Origin of the sequence: Lentibacter sp. (assembly GCF_029254145.1) — a bacterium.
In the GTDB taxonomy this organism is placed as follows: domain Bacteria; phylum Pseudomonadota; class Alphaproteobacteria; order Rhodobacterales; family Rhodobacteraceae; genus Lentibacter.
This window is the reverse complement of record NZ_JAQWYD010000092.1, coordinates 1-15,199: the sequence shown is the minus strand read 5'-3', so window position 1 is coordinate 15,199 and position 15,199 is coordinate 1. Positions and strand designations below refer to the sequence as shown.

General features: G+C 55.9%; 21 protein-coding genes. 14 read left to right on the top strand and 7 right to left on the bottom strand.

Annotated elements, in window-relative coordinates; genetic code table 11:
* The 8 genes from P8O11_RS11030 to P8O11_RS10995 all read left to right on the top strand — a co-directional run.
* On the top strand, nt 1-654 hold a 654-nt coding region (locus P8O11_RS11030; protein ID WP_300294210.1), incomplete at its 5' end, for a S1 RNA-binding domain-containing protein.
* Between the two features lie 286 nt (nt 655-940).
* The gene (gene ihfB, locus P8O11_RS11025; protein ID WP_089887975.1) at nt 941-1,222 is read left to right on the top strand and encodes an integration host factor subunit beta; all 282 of its coding nucleotides are present in this window, start codon (nt 941-943) and stop codon (nt 1,220-1,222) included.
* A gap of 3 nt (nt 1,223-1,225) precedes the next feature.
* Nucleotides 1,226-1,576 carry a lipopolysaccharide assembly LapA domain-containing protein gene (locus P8O11_RS11020; protein WP_300294209.1) on the top strand — a complete coding sequence of 117 codons (351 nt, stop codon included), beginning with the start codon at nt 1,226-1,228 and terminating at the stop codon, nt 1,574-1,576.
* A gap of 84 nt (nt 1,577-1,660) precedes the next feature.
* The gene (locus P8O11_RS11015) at nt 1,661-2,299 is read left to right on the top strand and encodes a phosphoribosylanthranilate isomerase (protein WP_300294208.1); all 639 of its coding nucleotides are present in this window, start codon (nt 1,661-1,663) and stop codon (nt 2,297-2,299) included.
* Between the two features lie 194 nt (nt 2,300-2,493).
* Nucleotides 2,494-3,747, top strand: coding sequence for a tryptophan synthase subunit beta (gene trpB, locus P8O11_RS11010; RefSeq protein WP_300294207.1), 1,254 nt, complete (start codon nt 2,494-2,496; stop codon nt 3,745-3,747).
* Nucleotides 3,748-3,946: 199 nt separating this feature from the next.
* Nucleotides 3,947-4,378 (top strand): hypothetical protein, encoded by a 432-nt coding sequence (locus P8O11_RS11005; RefSeq protein WP_300294206.1) that lies wholly within the window; start codon nt 3,947-3,949, stop codon nt 4,376-4,378.
* Nucleotides 4,379-4,492: 114 nt separating this feature from the next.
* Nucleotides 4,493-4,930: a hypothetical protein gene (locus P8O11_RS11000; RefSeq protein ID WP_300294205.1), complete on the top strand. Its 438-nt coding sequence runs from the start codon at nt 4,493-4,495 to the stop codon at nt 4,928-4,930.
* Nucleotides 4,931-4,963: 33 nt separating this feature from the next.
* Nucleotides 4,964-5,479 carry a LuxR family transcriptional regulator gene (locus P8O11_RS10995; RefSeq protein ID WP_300294204.1) on the top strand — a complete coding sequence of 172 codons (516 nt, stop codon included), beginning with the start codon at nt 4,964-4,966 and terminating at the stop codon, nt 5,477-5,479.
* Between the two features lie 11 nt (nt 5,480-5,490).
* Here the strand turns inward: P8O11_RS10995 and P8O11_RS10990 are convergent, their stop codons facing one another.
* From P8O11_RS10990 to pth, 3 genes are read right to left on the bottom strand one after another with little or no spacing between them, the layout of a single operon-like run.
* Nucleotides 5,491-5,868 carry a DUF2237 domain-containing protein gene (locus tag P8O11_RS10990; protein WP_300294203.1) on the bottom strand — a complete coding sequence of 126 codons (378 nt, stop codon included), beginning with the start codon at nt 5,866-5,868 and terminating at the stop codon, nt 5,491-5,493.
* Nucleotides 5,865-7,031, bottom strand: coding sequence for a serine hydrolase (locus tag P8O11_RS10985; RefSeq protein WP_300294202.1), 1,167 nt, complete (start codon nt 7,029-7,031; stop codon nt 5,865-5,867). Before P8O11_RS10985 ends, P8O11_RS10990 begins: the two co-directional genes overlap by 4 nt.
* A gap of 54 nt (nt 7,032-7,085) precedes the next feature.
* On the bottom strand, nt 7,086-7,766 hold the full coding sequence (gene pth, locus P8O11_RS10980) for an aminoacyl-tRNA hydrolase (RefSeq protein WP_300294201.1): 681 nt from the start codon (nt 7,764-7,766) through the stop codon (nt 7,086-7,088).
* An 83-nt stretch (nt 7,767-7,849) separates the two neighbouring features.
* On the opposite strand from pth, the gene P8O11_RS10975 reads away from it, so the two are divergent.
* From P8O11_RS10975 to P8O11_RS10960, 4 genes are read left to right on the top strand one after another with little or no spacing between them, the layout of a single operon-like run.
* On the top strand, nt 7,850-8,524 hold the full coding sequence (locus P8O11_RS10975) for an FkbM family methyltransferase (protein ID WP_300294200.1): 675 nt from the start codon (nt 7,850-7,852) through the stop codon (nt 8,522-8,524).
* A gap of 53 nt (nt 8,525-8,577) precedes the next feature.
* Nucleotides 8,578-8,931 (top strand): helix-turn-helix transcriptional regulator, encoded by a 354-nt coding sequence (locus tag P8O11_RS10970; protein ID WP_300294199.1) that lies wholly within the window; start codon nt 8,578-8,580, stop codon nt 8,929-8,931.
* Entirely contained in the window at nt 8,931-9,455 is a 525-nt protein-coding gene (locus P8O11_RS10965; RefSeq protein ID WP_300294198.1) for an SRPBCC domain-containing protein, read from the top strand. The genes P8O11_RS10970 and P8O11_RS10965 overlap by 1 nt, the downstream gene beginning before the upstream one ends.
* Before the next feature lie 52 nt (nt 9,456-9,507).
* On the top strand, nt 9,508-9,948 hold the full coding sequence (locus P8O11_RS10960; RefSeq protein WP_300294197.1) for a hypothetical protein: 441 nt from the start codon (nt 9,508-9,510) through the stop codon (nt 9,946-9,948).
* 56 nt (nt 9,949-10,004) lie between these two features.
* Here P8O11_RS10960 and P8O11_RS10955 read toward each other — a convergent pair whose 3' ends face one another.
* From P8O11_RS10955 to P8O11_RS10945, 3 genes are all read right to left on the bottom strand, one after another.
* Nucleotides 10,005-10,640, bottom strand: coding sequence for a 50S ribosomal protein L25/general stress protein Ctc (locus P8O11_RS10955; protein WP_300294195.1), 636 nt, complete (start codon nt 10,638-10,640; stop codon nt 10,005-10,007).
* 118 nt (nt 10,641-10,758) lie between these two features.
* The gene (locus P8O11_RS10950; protein WP_300294193.1) at nt 10,759-11,379 is read right to left on the bottom strand and encodes a hypothetical protein; all 621 of its coding nucleotides are present in this window, start codon (nt 11,377-11,379) and stop codon (nt 10,759-10,761) included.
* 145 nt (nt 11,380-11,524) lie between these two features.
* Nucleotides 11,525-12,691 (bottom strand): alpha-hydroxy acid oxidase, encoded by a 1,167-nt coding sequence (locus P8O11_RS10945; RefSeq protein ID WP_089887994.1) that lies wholly within the window; start codon nt 12,689-12,691, stop codon nt 11,525-11,527.
* A gap of 134 nt (nt 12,692-12,825) precedes the next feature.
* Between P8O11_RS10945 and P8O11_RS10940 the strand changes: the two genes are divergently transcribed.
* Both P8O11_RS10940 and P8O11_RS10935 read left to right on the top strand, forming a co-directional pair.
* Nucleotides 12,826-13,374, top strand: coding sequence for a heme NO-binding domain-containing protein (locus tag P8O11_RS10940; RefSeq protein ID WP_300294192.1), 549 nt, complete (start codon nt 12,826-12,828; stop codon nt 13,372-13,374).
* A 23-nt stretch (nt 13,375-13,397) separates the two neighbouring features.
* The gene (locus P8O11_RS10935; protein ID WP_300294190.1) at nt 13,398-14,762 is read left to right on the top strand and encodes a response regulator; all 1,365 of its coding nucleotides are present in this window, start codon (nt 13,398-13,400) and stop codon (nt 14,760-14,762) included.
* On the opposite strand, the gene trpA is transcribed toward P8O11_RS10935, so the two are convergent.
* Nucleotides 14,759-15,199: tryptophan synthase subunit alpha (gene trpA / locus P8O11_RS10930; protein ID WP_300294188.1), on the bottom strand; the 441-nt coding region annotated here is incomplete at its 5' end. The two genes, P8O11_RS10935 and trpA, sit on opposite strands and share 4 nt — an antisense overlap.

Sequence of the window (15,199 nt, the reverse complement as noted above, 5' to 3'; positions counted from 1 at the left end):
GCAAAACGCCGCGTTTCGCTTGGCCTCAAGCAAACACAGCGCAACCCATGGGAAGTCTTTGCTGAGACGCACCCAGAGGGCAAAGAAGTTGAAGGTGAAGTTAAGAACATCACTGAATTCGGCCTCTTCATCGGCCTCGAAGGCGACATCGACGGTATGGTGCACCTCTCAGACATCTCTTGGGATGAGCGCGGCGAAGACGCGATCCAGAACTACCGCAAAGGCGATATGGTTCAGGCCGTTGTCTCGGAAGTTGACGTTGAGAAAGAGCGCATTTCGCTTTCCATCAAAGGCCTCGGTGGCGACAAGTTTGCCGAAGCGGTTGGTGGCACGAAGCGCGGCAGCATCATCACTGTTGAAGTCACATCCATTGAGGATGGCGGCATCGAAGTTGAATATGAGGGCATGAAAAACTTCATCCGCCGCTCAGACCTCAGCCGCGACCGTGCCGAGCAGCGCCCTGAGCGTTTCTCTGTTGGCGACAAGGTTGATGTGCGTGTTACAAACGTAGACGCCAAAACACGTCGTCTCGGCCTCTCGATCAAGGCGCGCGAAATTGCCGAAGAGAAAGAAGCTGTGGAGCAGTATGGCTCATCAGACAGCGGCGCATCACTTGGTGATATCCTTGGCGCGGCGCTCAAGTCAGACGACTGAGACCAGCAATAAGACCTTTGAAGAGGCCTCGCAGTACAAGCTGCGGGGCCTTTTCTTTTGTCGCACTACACCTGCGAATCGGAGGTGGGTGTGGCGAATGTCAGCGCCAGCTTTGTCGCCTTGCTGCGCTGCGGCAGGGAGAGACTGCGCCAAATGGCTGCAAAACCCCTGATTTTACTTCTATTTTTCCGTGATTGAGGCAAGGAAGTAGGTTCCTCAATGAAAAATTTCTTCTATAGTCAGTGAAGAAAAAAAATAAAACTTCTGCCTGGGGAGACAGACTCACATGATCCGCTCGGAGCTTGTTCAAAAGATTGCGGAAGAAAATCCGCACCTCTTTCAGCGTGATGTTGAAAGAATCGTTAATACCATTTTCGAAGAGATTATTGACGCTATGGCCGCGGGCGACCGTGTTGAGCTACGCGGCTTTGGAGCATTTTCTGTCAAGCAACGCGACGCACGGACAGGGCGCAATCCGCGGACGGGCGAAGCTGTGGAGGTTGAAGAAAAGCATGTGCCGTTCTTCAAGACAGGCAAGCTGCTTCGGGACAGGCTGAACGGGAAGTAAGTGATGCGCTTGATCAGGTATGTGTTTCTGGCAATTTTGGCCATGTGTCTGATAACAGTGGCTTTGGCCAACTCAGATGTTGTGACCTTGAACCTTTTGCCGGAAGCCCTTGCGCAGGCAACGGGGTATGGCTTTTCTATTGAGCTGCCTTTGTTTGTCGTGATTTTTATCGGTATCTTGGCCGGGCTTTTGATTGGCTTTGTCTGGGAGTGGCTGCGGGAGCACAAGCACCGCGCTGAGGCCGCGCGCCGCCGTGGGGAAGTGAAGAAGCTTGAAGGCGAGTTGAAACGTATCAAGACTGGCAGCGAAGAGCACGGCGACGAGGTTCTGGAACTGCTTGAAAAAGCAAGCTGAAGTCAGATAGACAGGCAGACAAGCGGGCGCGGGCGAGAGCTTCGCGCCTTTTTTGTGTCAGACGAGAAAGAGCGGGCAGGGCCAATGGACATCAGGGTAAAAATTTGCGGGCTGACGCGCCCAGAAGATGTTGTGGCTGTGGCAGCGGCGGGTGCACAGTATGCGGGGTTTGTCTTTTTTGAGAAATCGCCACGCAATGTGAACATTGAGACGGCGCGCGCTTTGGCTTTGGAAGCCCCTGTTGGCTTAGCCAAGGTGGCGCTTGTGGTGGATGCGGATGACGCCGAACTGGACGCGATCGTAGGGTCTGTGCCGTTGGATATGTTGCAACTTCATGGCCATGAGAGCCCTGAGCGTGTTTCTGAGGTGCGGGCGCGGTATGGCCTGCCTGTGATGAAGGCGGTGGGCGTGGCAGAGGCGGAGGATATGGCGCAGATAGCGCTCTATGAAGAGGTGGCGGACCAGCTTTTGATTGATGCAAAGCCGCCCAAAGACGCGGATTTGCCTGGTGGAAACGGTTTGGCTTTTGATTGGCGGCTTTTGTCGGGGCGCAAATATTTGCGCAAGCCCTGGATGCTGGCAGGCGGGCTGACGCCGCAGAATGTTCGCCAAGCGGTCCAGATGACGGGTGCGCGGCAAGTGGATGTGTCTTCGGGTGTTGAGGCGGGTGCGGGCGTGAAAGACGCCGGAAGGATCGCGGAGTTTGTGGAGGCTCTACGCTGATTTCGAATTTGCTTTGCAAATCCGACCAGGCGGGGGGCCAGCCCCCCGATTCATAAGCCATTGGGCTTATGAATTCTCCCCCCGGGATATTTCTGGAAAGAAAAAGCTGGGGCGGCGGCTTTTGCGTGCCTTTGTCTTGCTCTTGGGCGCGGGGGCATTTACCAACAGTCAAACGCTGACAGAGAGGGCATCTTATGGCCGACGATCTTTTCAACTCCTTCATGAACGGGCCTGACGAAAACGGCCGCTTTGGCGACTTTGGTGGGCGGTTTGTTTCCGAGACTCTGATGCCGCTGATCCTTGGTCTTGAGGCCGAATATGAGAAAGCGAAGACGGACCCGAGCTTTTGGGCTGAAATGGACGATCTTTGGGCCAATTATGTGGGCCGTCCGAGTCCGCTTTACTATGCTGATCGGCTGACCCAGCATCTGGGTGGCGCGAAGATTTATCTCAAACGGGACGAGCTCAACCACACTGGCGCTCATAAGATCAACAACGTTTTGGGGCAGATCCTTTTGGCGCGCCGCATGGGCAAGAAACGTATCATTGCTGAGACAGGTGCAGGACAGCACGGCGTGGCCACGGCGACGGTCTGTGCAAAGTTTGGCCTGCAATGCGTTGTTTACATGGGCAAGCACGATGTTGAGCGTCAAGCGCCGAACGTGTTCCGTATGCGCCTTCTTGGTGCGGAAGTGATCCCTGTAACGTCAGGGCGCGGCACGCTGAAGGACGCGATGAACGATGCGTTGCGCGACTGGGTCACGAATGTGCGCGATACGTTTTATTGCATTGGCACGGTCGCTGGGCCGCATCCTTACCCTGCGATGGTGCGTGATTTTCAGAGCATCATTGGTAAAGAAGTGCGCTGGCAGCTCGCCGAGCAGGAAGGCGAAGGGCGTTTGCCTGATACCTTGATTGCGGCGATTGGCGGCGGCTCAAATGCTATGGGGCTGTTCTATCCGTTTCTGGATGATCCGAGCGTGAACATCATTGGTGTGGAGGCCGGCGGCAAGGGTGTGAACGCCAAGATGGAGCACTGTGCGTCTTTGACGGGCGGGCGGCCAGGCGTTCTGCATGGCAACCGGACTTATCTTTTGCAGGACGATGACGGGCAGATTCTGGAAGGCTTTTCTATCTCTGCGGGCCTTGATTATCCAGGAATTGGCCCTGAGCATTCGTGGTTGCATGATACGAAGCGCGCGCAATATGTGAGCATCACCGACAAAGAGGCACTGGAAGCCTTCCAGCTGTCTTGTGCTTTGGAAGGGATTATTCCTGCACTTGAGCCGAGCCACGCGCTGGCGCATGTGATGAAGATTGCACCAAAGCTGCCGCCCGAGCATATCCTTGTGATGAATATGTGTGGCCGCGGGGACAAAGACATCTTTACGGTCGCCAAGCACCTTGGCTTTGATATGTCTGATACAGAAGGGCGCGAAGCCGACTAAGGCTTTGCCGACAGGTATGAAAAGGGCTCATCGTTGGTGAGCCCTTTTTTGTTGCGTATAAACTCGGGTTTATGTGGCTAAACCGCATGTGTAGTTTGGCCAACTTAAACCTGGGGCCTATAGAGGAATTGAGCCAGATGCACTTTTCTCAACTCAACAAGCGAGACTTGTTGAACGCAATTGAGAAAAGGACGACCCCATGAAACGCATTCTTATGACCACGACAGCACTGGTTCTTGGCTTCTGTGCGCAGGCCAACGCCGGCACTTTTGAGGAGGCTGCTCTCGATACCTTTCAAGAGCAGGGCTATTCCAACATTGATGTCAGCACGAGCGGCAATCAAGTGAATGTGCAAGCGGTCAAGGAAGGCGTTGTGGTAGATATCACCTATGACAGCGACACAGGTGCCGTGATCTCGCAGGACGCCTCTTATGCCGATGACAACGACAGCCACGACAGCAACGACAGTCATGATGATAACGATGGTCACGACAGCAACGACAGCCACGATAGTAGCGATGATGACGGGCGTGACGGTGACAGTGATGGTCACGACAGCGATGGCCATGATGGCCACGGTGGCGACAGCGACAGTGGCGGCCACGGTGGCGACAGCGACGGCGACGACTGAGGCTGCGCTTAGCGTTGCTTTGCCAAGTCAGGCGTGATCCGTTAGCGTCGCGTTGTTGAAAAATGTAAGCTGGCATTCGAAAAGCGGATGCCAGCAGTTTTGTAGGACATGGGAATGTATCGTCGAATTAGCATCATATTAACCGTCCTGGTTGCTCTGTCGTTCGCACCATTTGCGGCACATGCAGACAGCAAAGGTGACGCCTTTGCAGCCAAAGTGGCAAGCCAGCTCAAAGAGCTAGGGTATTCCACTGTCGAGGTATCGCGGACCTTTTTGGGCCGCATCCGCGTCGAGGCGACGGGATCTGCTGGCGAGCGGGAAATCATTTTCAACCCGCGCACTGGTGAGATACTGCGAGACTTTTCAAAATCTGGACATGGCGGGCTCTTGACGTTGCCTTCAGGCGATGGGGGAGAAGATGGCAGCGACGTCGCTGGGCAAGAGGGCAGTGACGACGGTGGTGGTGACCACGGCGACGGCGACGACGGTGGCGATGATGGTGGCGATGATGGTGGAGACGGAGATGGAGATGGTGATGGTGGGGATGACTGATCAGATCCACTCGCCAAAAGAGCGGGGCAACGCATGAAGCAGGGTAAACTGGTTGTTCTCTTAATGCTCCTGCAAGGGGTCTGCGCTGTTTTCTTCGTGTTTGATATTCTTGCTACGCTTCTGGGTCTGCGCGCTACTCCTATTAGTTGGCAAACGCGTGAGCTCTTGGAAATTGGTGCCGCAATCGGGCTTGTGCTGGGCGTCATTCTGGGCTGGATCGCGCTGCGGCGCTCGCTCAATCGGTCGCGCCGTGCGGAAGAAAGCCTGCGCACTGTGCGCCGAGAGTTCAGGGACCATCTGGAACAGACATTTGTGTCTTGGGGGCTGACGCCAGCCGAGCAGGATGTTGCCCTTTTTTCTCTTCAAGGGTTTTCTATCGGTGAAATGGCGCGTTTACGCGACAGTTCGGAAGGTACGATCAAGGCGCAAAGCAACGCTATTTATCGCAAAGCTGGCGTGAGTGGGCGGGCGCAACTGCTGAGTTTGTTTATTGAAGATCTGCTTGTTCCCGAACCTGACATAATGGAAAACAACGTCTGCCAAGCTTGAAGGCTCGAGCTTTAACCCCTGGGCTCAGCGTGCTCTTGAAGGACCCTCAGGGGGACAATGTCGAGCGCGCGGGCGTGCGTGGCTGCCAGCGAGACTTTGGGGGCGCAGCCTTCGTCATGGGCTTGCAGGAAGCGGGCGGCGCAGAGGCACCAGCTGTCGCCTGCCTTAAGGCCCGCAAAGCCGAACTCGGGGCGCGGTGTGGAGAGATCATTGCCGACGTATTTTGAGAAGGCGAGGAACTCGTCTGTCATGATGGCACAGACGGTATGGGAGCCTGTGTCTGCCGCGCAAGTGTTGCAGGCGCCATCGCGGAAATACCCTGTGAGCGGATCAGAGGAACAATGCGCAAGCGCCCCGCCGAGGACATTTATCGGTGCATCAGGTGTCATTGGGCTGCCTCTGCTATGGCGCGAAACATGGCGGTGTTGGATAAACTTACGCCAGCTTCGCGGAATTTTTTATCGGCTGAGTTGATCGCGATCACCACGCCGAGGGGTTGGTTGATGTAGATGTACTGCCCATAGATGCCGCGGGCAAAAAACTCGCCATCGCGGGCGTCGGCTGGCATCCACCATTGGTAGCCATATTGTGTATTGCCTTTCACCGTTTTGGCGGAGGGACGGGTGCTCTGGGCGATCCAAGCTGCGGGGACGACTTGCACACCGTTCCAAAGGCCGTTCTGGGCGATCATTTGACCAAAACGGGCGTAATCTCTTGTTGTGAGATTGAGGCCACCGAGTACGAAGGCTGTTCCGTAGCCGTCTGTGACATAGTAGGGCGCTTGCTCGAGCCCGAGGGGGGCGATGATGCGCTCTGAGAGAAGCTCTGAGATGGGGCGGCCCGTTGCGCCGCGGATGACCATCCCCAGAATGTGAGTGTCAATCGAGACGTATTGCCAGCTTTTGCCTGCTGCGGCATTTGTCTCTGTGAGGCCAGCAGCAAAGCCGTCCATGGACTGGCCAAGCGCCAGAACGCGCCCCATTTTGTTGATGTCAGACCAGAAGTCGAGGTAGTCCTCATTGAAGCGCACACCGCTTTCCATCTGAAGCACATCTTCAATACGTGCGCCGTCATAGGCTGTTCCGAGAAGGGCGGGGGCATATTGGGTTACGGGGTCATTGACTGAGCTGATTGTGCCGTCTTCCAAGAGCACGCCGAGGAGGGCAGAGAGGAAGGATTTGGCCACAGACCATGAGATACGGCGATCGTCGGGACCAGTGCTTAGGTAGTAAGCCTCGTGGCGTAGAAGACCGTCTTTGAGCACCACGGCGCTTGTTATGGCGCGCTCTGTCACCCATGCGTCATAGGTATCTGGCAAAGTGATGGGCTGGCCAATGATGAGCGCAGAGACTGGGGCGTCCCCGCGTGGCACAGGCGCCGAGAGGAACATTGTGTCCATATGGGAGAAGTTGTGCACGATCTTATCGGCGGAGAAGAGCGAGTTCACCGCCAGCACGCGTGTAATTTCTTCGCGTTTCCAAGCATAGAGCGCGCCTGCAATGAGGATCAGCACAAGAAGTGTGCGGCCGAGCCATTTACCGAATGTGCGCATGATGCCTCCGTTTTGAAGAAGCGTAAGGGGCTTCGGGACGCGCCGCAAGGGGGGCTATTTGAACTTGTCCATGAGCTTCTGCATTGGGCTGCGCGCGTCTGGCGCAGGCGCCTGATCTGAGGCTTGGGGTGTGTCTGAGGGCTTCGCTTTGGCGGGTTTTTCACGAGGCGGCTGTACGCGCAGTGCCACCGCGTTCATAAAGCGCCCTGTGTCGCCTTGGGCGAGGGCAGGAGCGCCGTCGGCAATGCCGCGCAAGAGATCATCAAGCCAGCCAGCTTCCGCCTTGGCGAAGTCGTTGAGAACATAGCGCGCGACTGCGTCTTTATGGCCCGGATGGCCGATGCCGAGGCGGATACGGTGATAGTCAGGGCCGATGTGGGCATGGATCGAGCGCAGGCCATTGTGACCTGCGTGGCCGCCGCCGAACTTGGCGCGGCATTTGCCGGGGGCAAGATCAAGCTCGTCATGAAAGACGGTGATGTCATCGGGTGTGAGTTTGTAAAATCGCATCGCCTCGCCGACGGACTGGCCTGAGAGGTTCATAAAGGTTTCGGGCTTGATCAGCACGACTTTGTCTGAGCCAAAGCGTCCTTCGCTGACGAGGCCCTGAAACCGCGACTTCCAAGGACCAAAGCCATGAGCGTTTGCGATTTCATCGAGTGCCATAAAGCCGATGTTGTGACGGTTCTGGGCATATTTTGCGCCTGGATTGCCGAGGCCGACGAAGATTTGCATGGGAGCCTTTCACACGCTGGTTGTTATTGTGGTTTAGGCATCTGGGCCCTAAGATTCAACCTGTGTGAGTGGGAGTGTGGTGTGTGGAGCGTTTTGAGCTGAATGGTGTGGCATTGGTTTGCCCTGAAGGACAGCTGACAGATAAGATCCGCGGTAAGCTTGCCTCGGGAGAGTATGAAGGCTCCGAGGCGCGTGCCGTTTTGATGCGGGTAAAGCCAAGGCAACGTGTGCTCGAACTGGGAGCGGGACTTGGGTATATCGGCGCGCTGGCTGCCCGGATTGTCGGTGCTAAGAATGTGACCTCTGTCGAGGCCAACCCCGATATGATTGTGGCGATCAGAGCCAATTATGCGCTGATTGGTGTGGTGGAGATTGATCTGCGCCATGGAGCGGTTGTGGGGCAGGACTATGAAGGGCATTCGCTCGCTTTTGCTTGCGCCAAGCAGTTCTGGGCCTCGCGGATTGCGGGGGTAGGGGACGCGGGCGTCGGCGTCGTGGATGTGCCTGTGCTGAGGATTCATGCTCTTCTGGATGAGGTGAAACCTAATTTTGTGATTATGGATATCGAGGGTGCGGAGCAATATCTCTTTGATGCCAAATGGCCCCGTTCTGTGAAACATGTGGTGATCGAGTTGCACCCAAAGCAATATGAGAGTGGCAAGGTGATCAAGCATATCGTGGATATGCTCTCGCGCTCTGGCCTCACCTATGACCCTGTCGCCTCGCGCGGCACGCTTCTGGCGCTGCGGCGGGTTTAGGCGCTTGTCTTGGGCAGGGTTGACTCCCCTCACTTATGTAATAATGTAATTACATGATTACTAATGATGACATGGATTCGGTCTTTCAGGCATTGGCGCATACCACGCGGCGCAAGATGATGGATATTGTGCGCGCGGAACCGAGGATCAGCGTGGGGGCCTTGGCGGCGCATTTTGATGTGAGCCGTATCGCTGTGATGAACCATCTCGCGGTGCTGGAAAAGGCGGGACTGATCTTGAGCGAGAAGAATGGGCGCATGCGGCGTTTGATGCTCAATGTGATGCCGATTGCCGAAATCCATGCGAGATGGACGGATGTTTACAGCGCCTATTGGTCAGACCGAGCGCTGCTTGTGAAGCAGGTGGCCGAGGCGGCAGCGGGGCGCACCAAAAGGGAGAGTGAGTGATGAGTGAGCCAGAATTTTCCAAAGCGATGCACAATCGCAGTTTTATCAATGCACCGATTGAAACGGTCTGGAGTACGCTTGTCGCGACGGATGCGCCGCTACCGTTTTTCTTTGGAGCGATCTGTCAGACCCCTGAACGAAAAGTGGGTGCGAAGCTCAGGATGGTGCACCCCAATGGCAAGATCGTCATGGTGGTGGGAGAGGTCTTGGAGTTTGACCCGCCCAACCGCTACGCGCATACCTTCCAGATGACCAATATCGACGAGCCGCCTTGCAAGGTGACCTATGTGCTGAGCGAAAAGAACGGTGGCACAGAGTTTGACCTGATTATCGAAAACGCGGTTGTCGGCAGCAAGCTGCTCAAGGAGATGAAGGGTGCGCAGGGCTTTATTGCGGGCAATCTCAAGGCACTTTGCGAGACGGGGCGACCTGCATTCTCGGGGCGTATGGTGGGCCTTTTGGGGCCGATCTTCGGACTGCTGGCCAAGAAGAGCCAGCGGATTGAGAACTGGCCTCTGGAGTGAGGCCAGCACTTGGGGCGCGGGCAGCCAACCCAACTGAGTGAAGGATATAAACATGACGATCACAGATATGACGGCGCGGCCTTCGGGCAGGCGCTGGGCCGTAGCGCTCGGCCTTTTGGGCGCGGTTTGGTATGGCTTTGGCCTTGTGCAGATGGGGCTTGGCGTCACGCTGGACACCGAAGCTGCCGTGGCCGCGGGGGCTATGACAGCGGAGCATGCGGGGGCTGTAGATGGCACGCCAGCGCTCATCTGGCTCGCCTTTGCCCTTGCGTCTGGTGCGGGCCTTGTCGGGGCAGTTCTGCTGGTGCTTGGCAAGCCCGCTTATGGGGTGTTTTGCACATCCCTGTCAGCCGCTGCCGTTTATTATCTTTGGGTCTACGGGCTGTCGGGGACGGGGGCCGCGCGTCCAGTTGGGGAGGCGATCATCGGAAGTGTTGTCGTCACGGTGACGCTGGGCTTTACAGTCTTTGCCAGCAGATTGCGCAAAGGATAAAACAAAAAAAGCCCGCCGATGAGGGCGAGCTTTTCTGATTGGTTGGCAGTGCCAGCTTATTCGGCTGAATCGCCTTCAGCTTCTGCGTCAGCCGCTTCTTCATCGTCGCCAGCTGAGCGCAGGCTTGATGGAGCTGAGATGTTGGCGATGACGAAGTCACGATCAACAGTTGGCTTTGCGCCTTCTGGCAGCGTTACATCAGAGATGTGAACGATGTCACCAATGTCGAGGCCGGTAAGATCGACTGTGATGCTCTCAGGGATATCGCCCGCTGTCACCATAAGCTCGACTTCAGGGCGAACGACTGTAAGAACGCCGCCTTTCTTGATGCCGGGTGCTTCTTCTTCGTTGATGAAATCAACGTGGATGAAGAGAGCGATTTGTGACGTGCGGCGCAGGCGCAGCAAGTCGATGTGCGTTGGCAAGTCTTTGACAACGTCGCGCTGCACGTTACGGCAGATCACGCGCACGTCTTCCTGACCTTCAACCTTGAGGTTGAAAAGGGTCGAGAGGAAGCGGCCTTCTTTGAGCTTTTTCAGAAGCTTGTTGAAGGGAATGTTGATAGGCAAAGGCTCACCTTCGCCGCCATAAACGATTCCGGGAACCATGCCGTCGCGGCGTGCCTGACGAGCGGCGCCCTTGCCTGTCCCCGTGCGTGCCTCGGCGTGAAGATCTGGGATCTGTCCAGCCATGTTGAATACTCCATAAGTTAGGGCGGGGATCCTCCAAGGCTGTATCCCCGCGTGAAGGCTGGGCGATAGCTGGTTTGGGCTATATTGGCAAGGGGTTTTGCCCCGATTTTCAGCGTTTTTAGCTGTATTCCAGTTCCAAGTGCCCTCCCGCCTTTAGAACGCGAGCGTAGAGTGCATAATCGTCTGCACGCGCAGCGCGGAAGCGGCCCTCTGTTTCGGAGGTGATTTCGGTCTTGATCGTGGGAGAGGTATTGGCTTGCTTGAGGGCAATAGGGCGCCCGAAGCGCTCTTCGAGAAAGTCGAGTAACACGGGCATTTGCTCATAGGCAAAGAGATGGTGCAGGGGCAATGTGCCGTTCTTAAGAGAGAGGAATTTGAACTGCGTGCCCACATTGACATGTGGCAGCTTCGGGTTGTCCAGCGCATCGCGCACATATTCATCAAAGCTCATGCCAGAGGAGGATTTGGGGCTCGACAGCAAGACCTCGCGGGTGCGGTATTTGTACCAGCTGCGCAGATGATCAAGGGGGTCGCGGATAACAGCGATACGTTCTGGCGTGAGCTTGTAAGCATTGCGCAGAAACGGCGCGCAGTGCTTGTCAAAGGCGGCTGCAGACATGTGCTTGCGCCGGCCCTTGAACAAGATATCCGCCTTGCCGCGCAGAGCCGCTTCGAGTGCGGTTGTACCTGTCTTGGGCACGGCCAGCATCGCGAGGTTTTGTTTGAAAAAGATCTGCACGTTTTACCCGCCTTTTCACAGTATTCTAGCCAGCTTAGGCTTAGATCACGGGTGTGAAAATACCCTTTCTTTATGGCCCAATCTGGCCCGCGTCTGCGGGCAAAGCCCCCAGCTGTTTGTGTGCGAAGGACGTGACATGCAGCCCTTATGTCTGCCAGTCGCCTTCAAAACCTTTGGGAATCATGAGGATGTCGCGGTTGACGTCCTTGATGTCTGTCTTGCCGCATAGCGCCATGGAGACATCTAGCTCCTTGTGTATGACTTCCAGCGCTTTCGTAACACCTGCTTCGCCCATTGCGCCGAGGCCATAGACAAAAGCGCGGCCAATGTAGGTTCCCTTCGCGCCCATCGCCATGGCTTTGAGAACGTCTTGTCCCGAGCGAATGCCGCTGTCCAGATGGACTTCGATCTTATCGCCCACAGCATCCATAATGGCGGGGAGCGCGCGGATCGAGCTGAGCGCTCCATCAAGTTGGCGGCCTCCGTGGTTGGACACGATGATCGCATCAGCCCCAACATTGAGCGCTTCGATCGCGTCGCGGGCATCAATGATGCCTTTGATAATCAGTGGACCGTCCCACATTTTGCGAAATGCGCGGATGCGATCCCAGTCAAGCGATTGGTCAAAGGCTTCTGATGTCCATGTGGTCAGTGAACTGGCGTCTTCCACACCTTTGGCGTGGCCCACGATGTTGCCAAAAAAGCGTCGTTTCGTGCCGAGCATGCCAAGGCCCCACTGAACCTTAGTCATCATGTTGGCGACAGATTTCACTGTCAACTTGGGCGGAGCGGAAAGTCCGTTTTTGAGGTCTTTGTGGCGTTGGCCAAGGAGCTGCAAATCGACTGTGATCACGGCGGCAGAGCAATTGGCGGCTTTTGCGCGGTCAAAGAGGCGCTGCATGAAGTCATCGTCTTTGAGCGTGTAGACCTGCATCCAGAAAGGTTTTTCTGTGTTTTCAGCCACATCTTCGATCGAGCAGATCGACATGGTCGATAGCGTGAAGGGCACGCCAAATTTTTCGGCAGCGCGTGCGGCTTTGATCTCTCCATCGGCGTTTTGCATGCCTGTCAGACCCACGGGTGCGAGGGCGACCGGCATGGAGACGTCTTGCCCGATCATCTGTGTCGCAGTGCTGCGACCCGCCATGTCAATGGCAACGCGCTGACGCAGGTAGAGCTTGTCGAAGTCAGAGGTGTTCTCGCGGAAGGTTTGTTCCGTCCAGCTGCCGCTTTCACAATAGTCGTAAAACATGCGTGGTGTACGGCGCTCGTAGATGCGCTTGAGATCGTTGATATTCGTGATCACGGGCATAACGGGTCTCTCTCGCTAAAATTGGTATGAAATGGTTACCAATACATAGGGTTTCCTGCAATCGAATTTACCGTTGTTTAGGGCCGCTTAAACTTTGCGCGGCTAGGGTCTGCTGGAGAAAAAAGGAGACCTCTATGAAGGGCGTAATTTTTGTTGAGCTGTTGCGTATGGCCGAAGCCAATGCTGGCGAAGAGCTTGTGGATGAGGTGCTTGACAGCCTGACGCTTGAGAGCGGCGGTGCTTATAGCGCGATTGGAAGCTACTCTTGCGGCGAGCTGTTCAGTCTTGTGGGAGCCTTTAGCGAGCGGCTGGATGCGCCTGCGGAGGATTTGCAGAAGATGTTCGGGCACTGGATGTTCAGCTATTTTGTAGAAAATTACGGGGAGTTTTTTACCGACAAAAAGTCGGCTTTTGATATGTTGGCTTCAATAGAGAATAAAGTGCATGTGGAAGTGCGCAAGCTTTACCCAGACGCCGAACTGCCATCGTTTGAGACGCTTCAGACTTCAGAAACGGAGATGAGTATGACCTATAAATCTGCGCGTCCGCTTCAATCATTTTGCCACGGTCTGATTGAGGCCTGCCTGAGCCATTACGGCACACCTGGTGTGATTTCTGTCGATGACCGCTCTGATGGACACCCTGCGCATGTTGTATTCTTGATTGGTTTGGAGAAGGCCTGAGGGTGCGCGCTGAAAGGCATCATATGGCGCAGGCGGGCCGGGTTACGCGTAATCGCTATGAGCGCGAGAGGGCCGCACGGCAAAGTGCTGAGCGGCTTCTGGAAGCGAAGAGCCGCGAACTTTTTGAGGCTAATCAGAGGCTTATGCAGCAAGCGCAGGCGCTTGAGCTGGCGGTGACCGAGCGGACCCGTGAGGCAGAAGAGGCCGCGCAGGCCCGCGCGCAGGCCGAGGCTGCGAATGATGCCAAGTCAAGCTTTCTGGCTTCGATGAGCCATGAAATCCGCACACCCTTGCATGGCGTGTTGGGGATGATGAGTGCGCTCGACAGCACGGCGCTCACAAACGAGCAGCGCGATTTATTCGAAGTCATGAAAGAGGCGGGCTATGTGCTGCGCACTGTTGTGAACGACATTCTGGACCTCAGTAAAATTGAGGCGGGGCAGCTCGAATTGAGCAATGCGGCGTTCTATTTGCCCAACGTCTTGAAAAGCCTGAAGCAGCATTTTGGTTTGAGTGCTTCTGCGAAGGGGTTGACGCTCCTGTTTGACACAGATGCAAGTTGTGAGCGGTGGCTTTTTGGCGATGAATTCAGGCTCCGGCAGGTTTTTGGCAATCTTTTGTCCAATGCGGTCAAGTTCACGGCACACGGCACAATTCTTTTGAAAGCAAGGGTCAGGCAAGAGGCTGGTGGCGTTTATTGTCTGGATGTCTTGGTTGAAGACACGGGTCTTGGACAGAGCACTTTTGCACGGGATGGCCTCTTTAAGCCTTTCGCACAAGCCGATCCAAAGATCGCCCATCGCTTTGGGGGCAGCGGCCTAGGGCTGACGATCACACGGCGTATATGTCATTTGATGGGCGGGGCCATCACGCTGGATGGGGAGGAAGGCAAGGGAACGGTTGCAGAGTTTCAGGTGCGCCTCAAGTCAGCAGAGCCCCCTGAGGCGCGCACTCACTGCTCCGATCTGGCGAGCGCGGAGGCGCTTTTAGAAGCGCGCAACTGGACCATTCTTGTGGTGGATGACAGCGCGTTAAACCGTAAAGTTGTGGCGCAATACCTTAAACGCTATAAATTGACGGTCTTGGAGGCCGAGGACGGCGTGAATGCCGTTGACCTGTGGCGGCGCACCAAGCCGGACTTCATTCTGATGGATATCAATATGCCTGTGATGGGCGGCATTGCGGCAGCCTTGCGTATTCGCGAAGAGGCGATCGAGCGCGCCGAGCCACGTGTTCCTATTGTCGCGTTGACGGCAAATGCGATGTCGCATCAAGACAACGACTATCTGGACGCGGGACTCGATGCCCATATTGCAAAACCTGTGGGGCGTGCGGAGCTTGTCCGCGTGATCGGCTCGTTCCTGTCGCAGCGTGTGTCGCGCTGTTAAGCGCGGTGGGCCCCATCGGCCAGTGATTTCACAAAAGCGAGGACATCCGCGGGTGTGTCGCCATTGGCGATCCGATCAACAATCGCGGAGCCAACCACTGCGCCATCTGCAACACTGGCAATGGCTTCTGACTGCGCGGGTGTTTTGATGCCGAAACCCACAATGATCGGAAGATCAGTCTTGGATTTGATCCGTGCGACTTCAGGGGCAACATCTTCTGCCTGCGCCTCGGCGGAGCCTGTAATTCCTGTGATTGAGACGTAGTAGACAAAGCCAGATGTGTTTTGGAGTACTTTGGGCAGGCGGGCGTCATCTGTTGTTGGTGTGGCCAGACGAATGAAGTTTAGGCCTGCGGCTTGCGCGGGAATGCAAAGCTCGACATCCTCCTCAGGCGGAAGGTCCACCACGATCAGCCCGTCGATCCCTGCGGCTTTGGC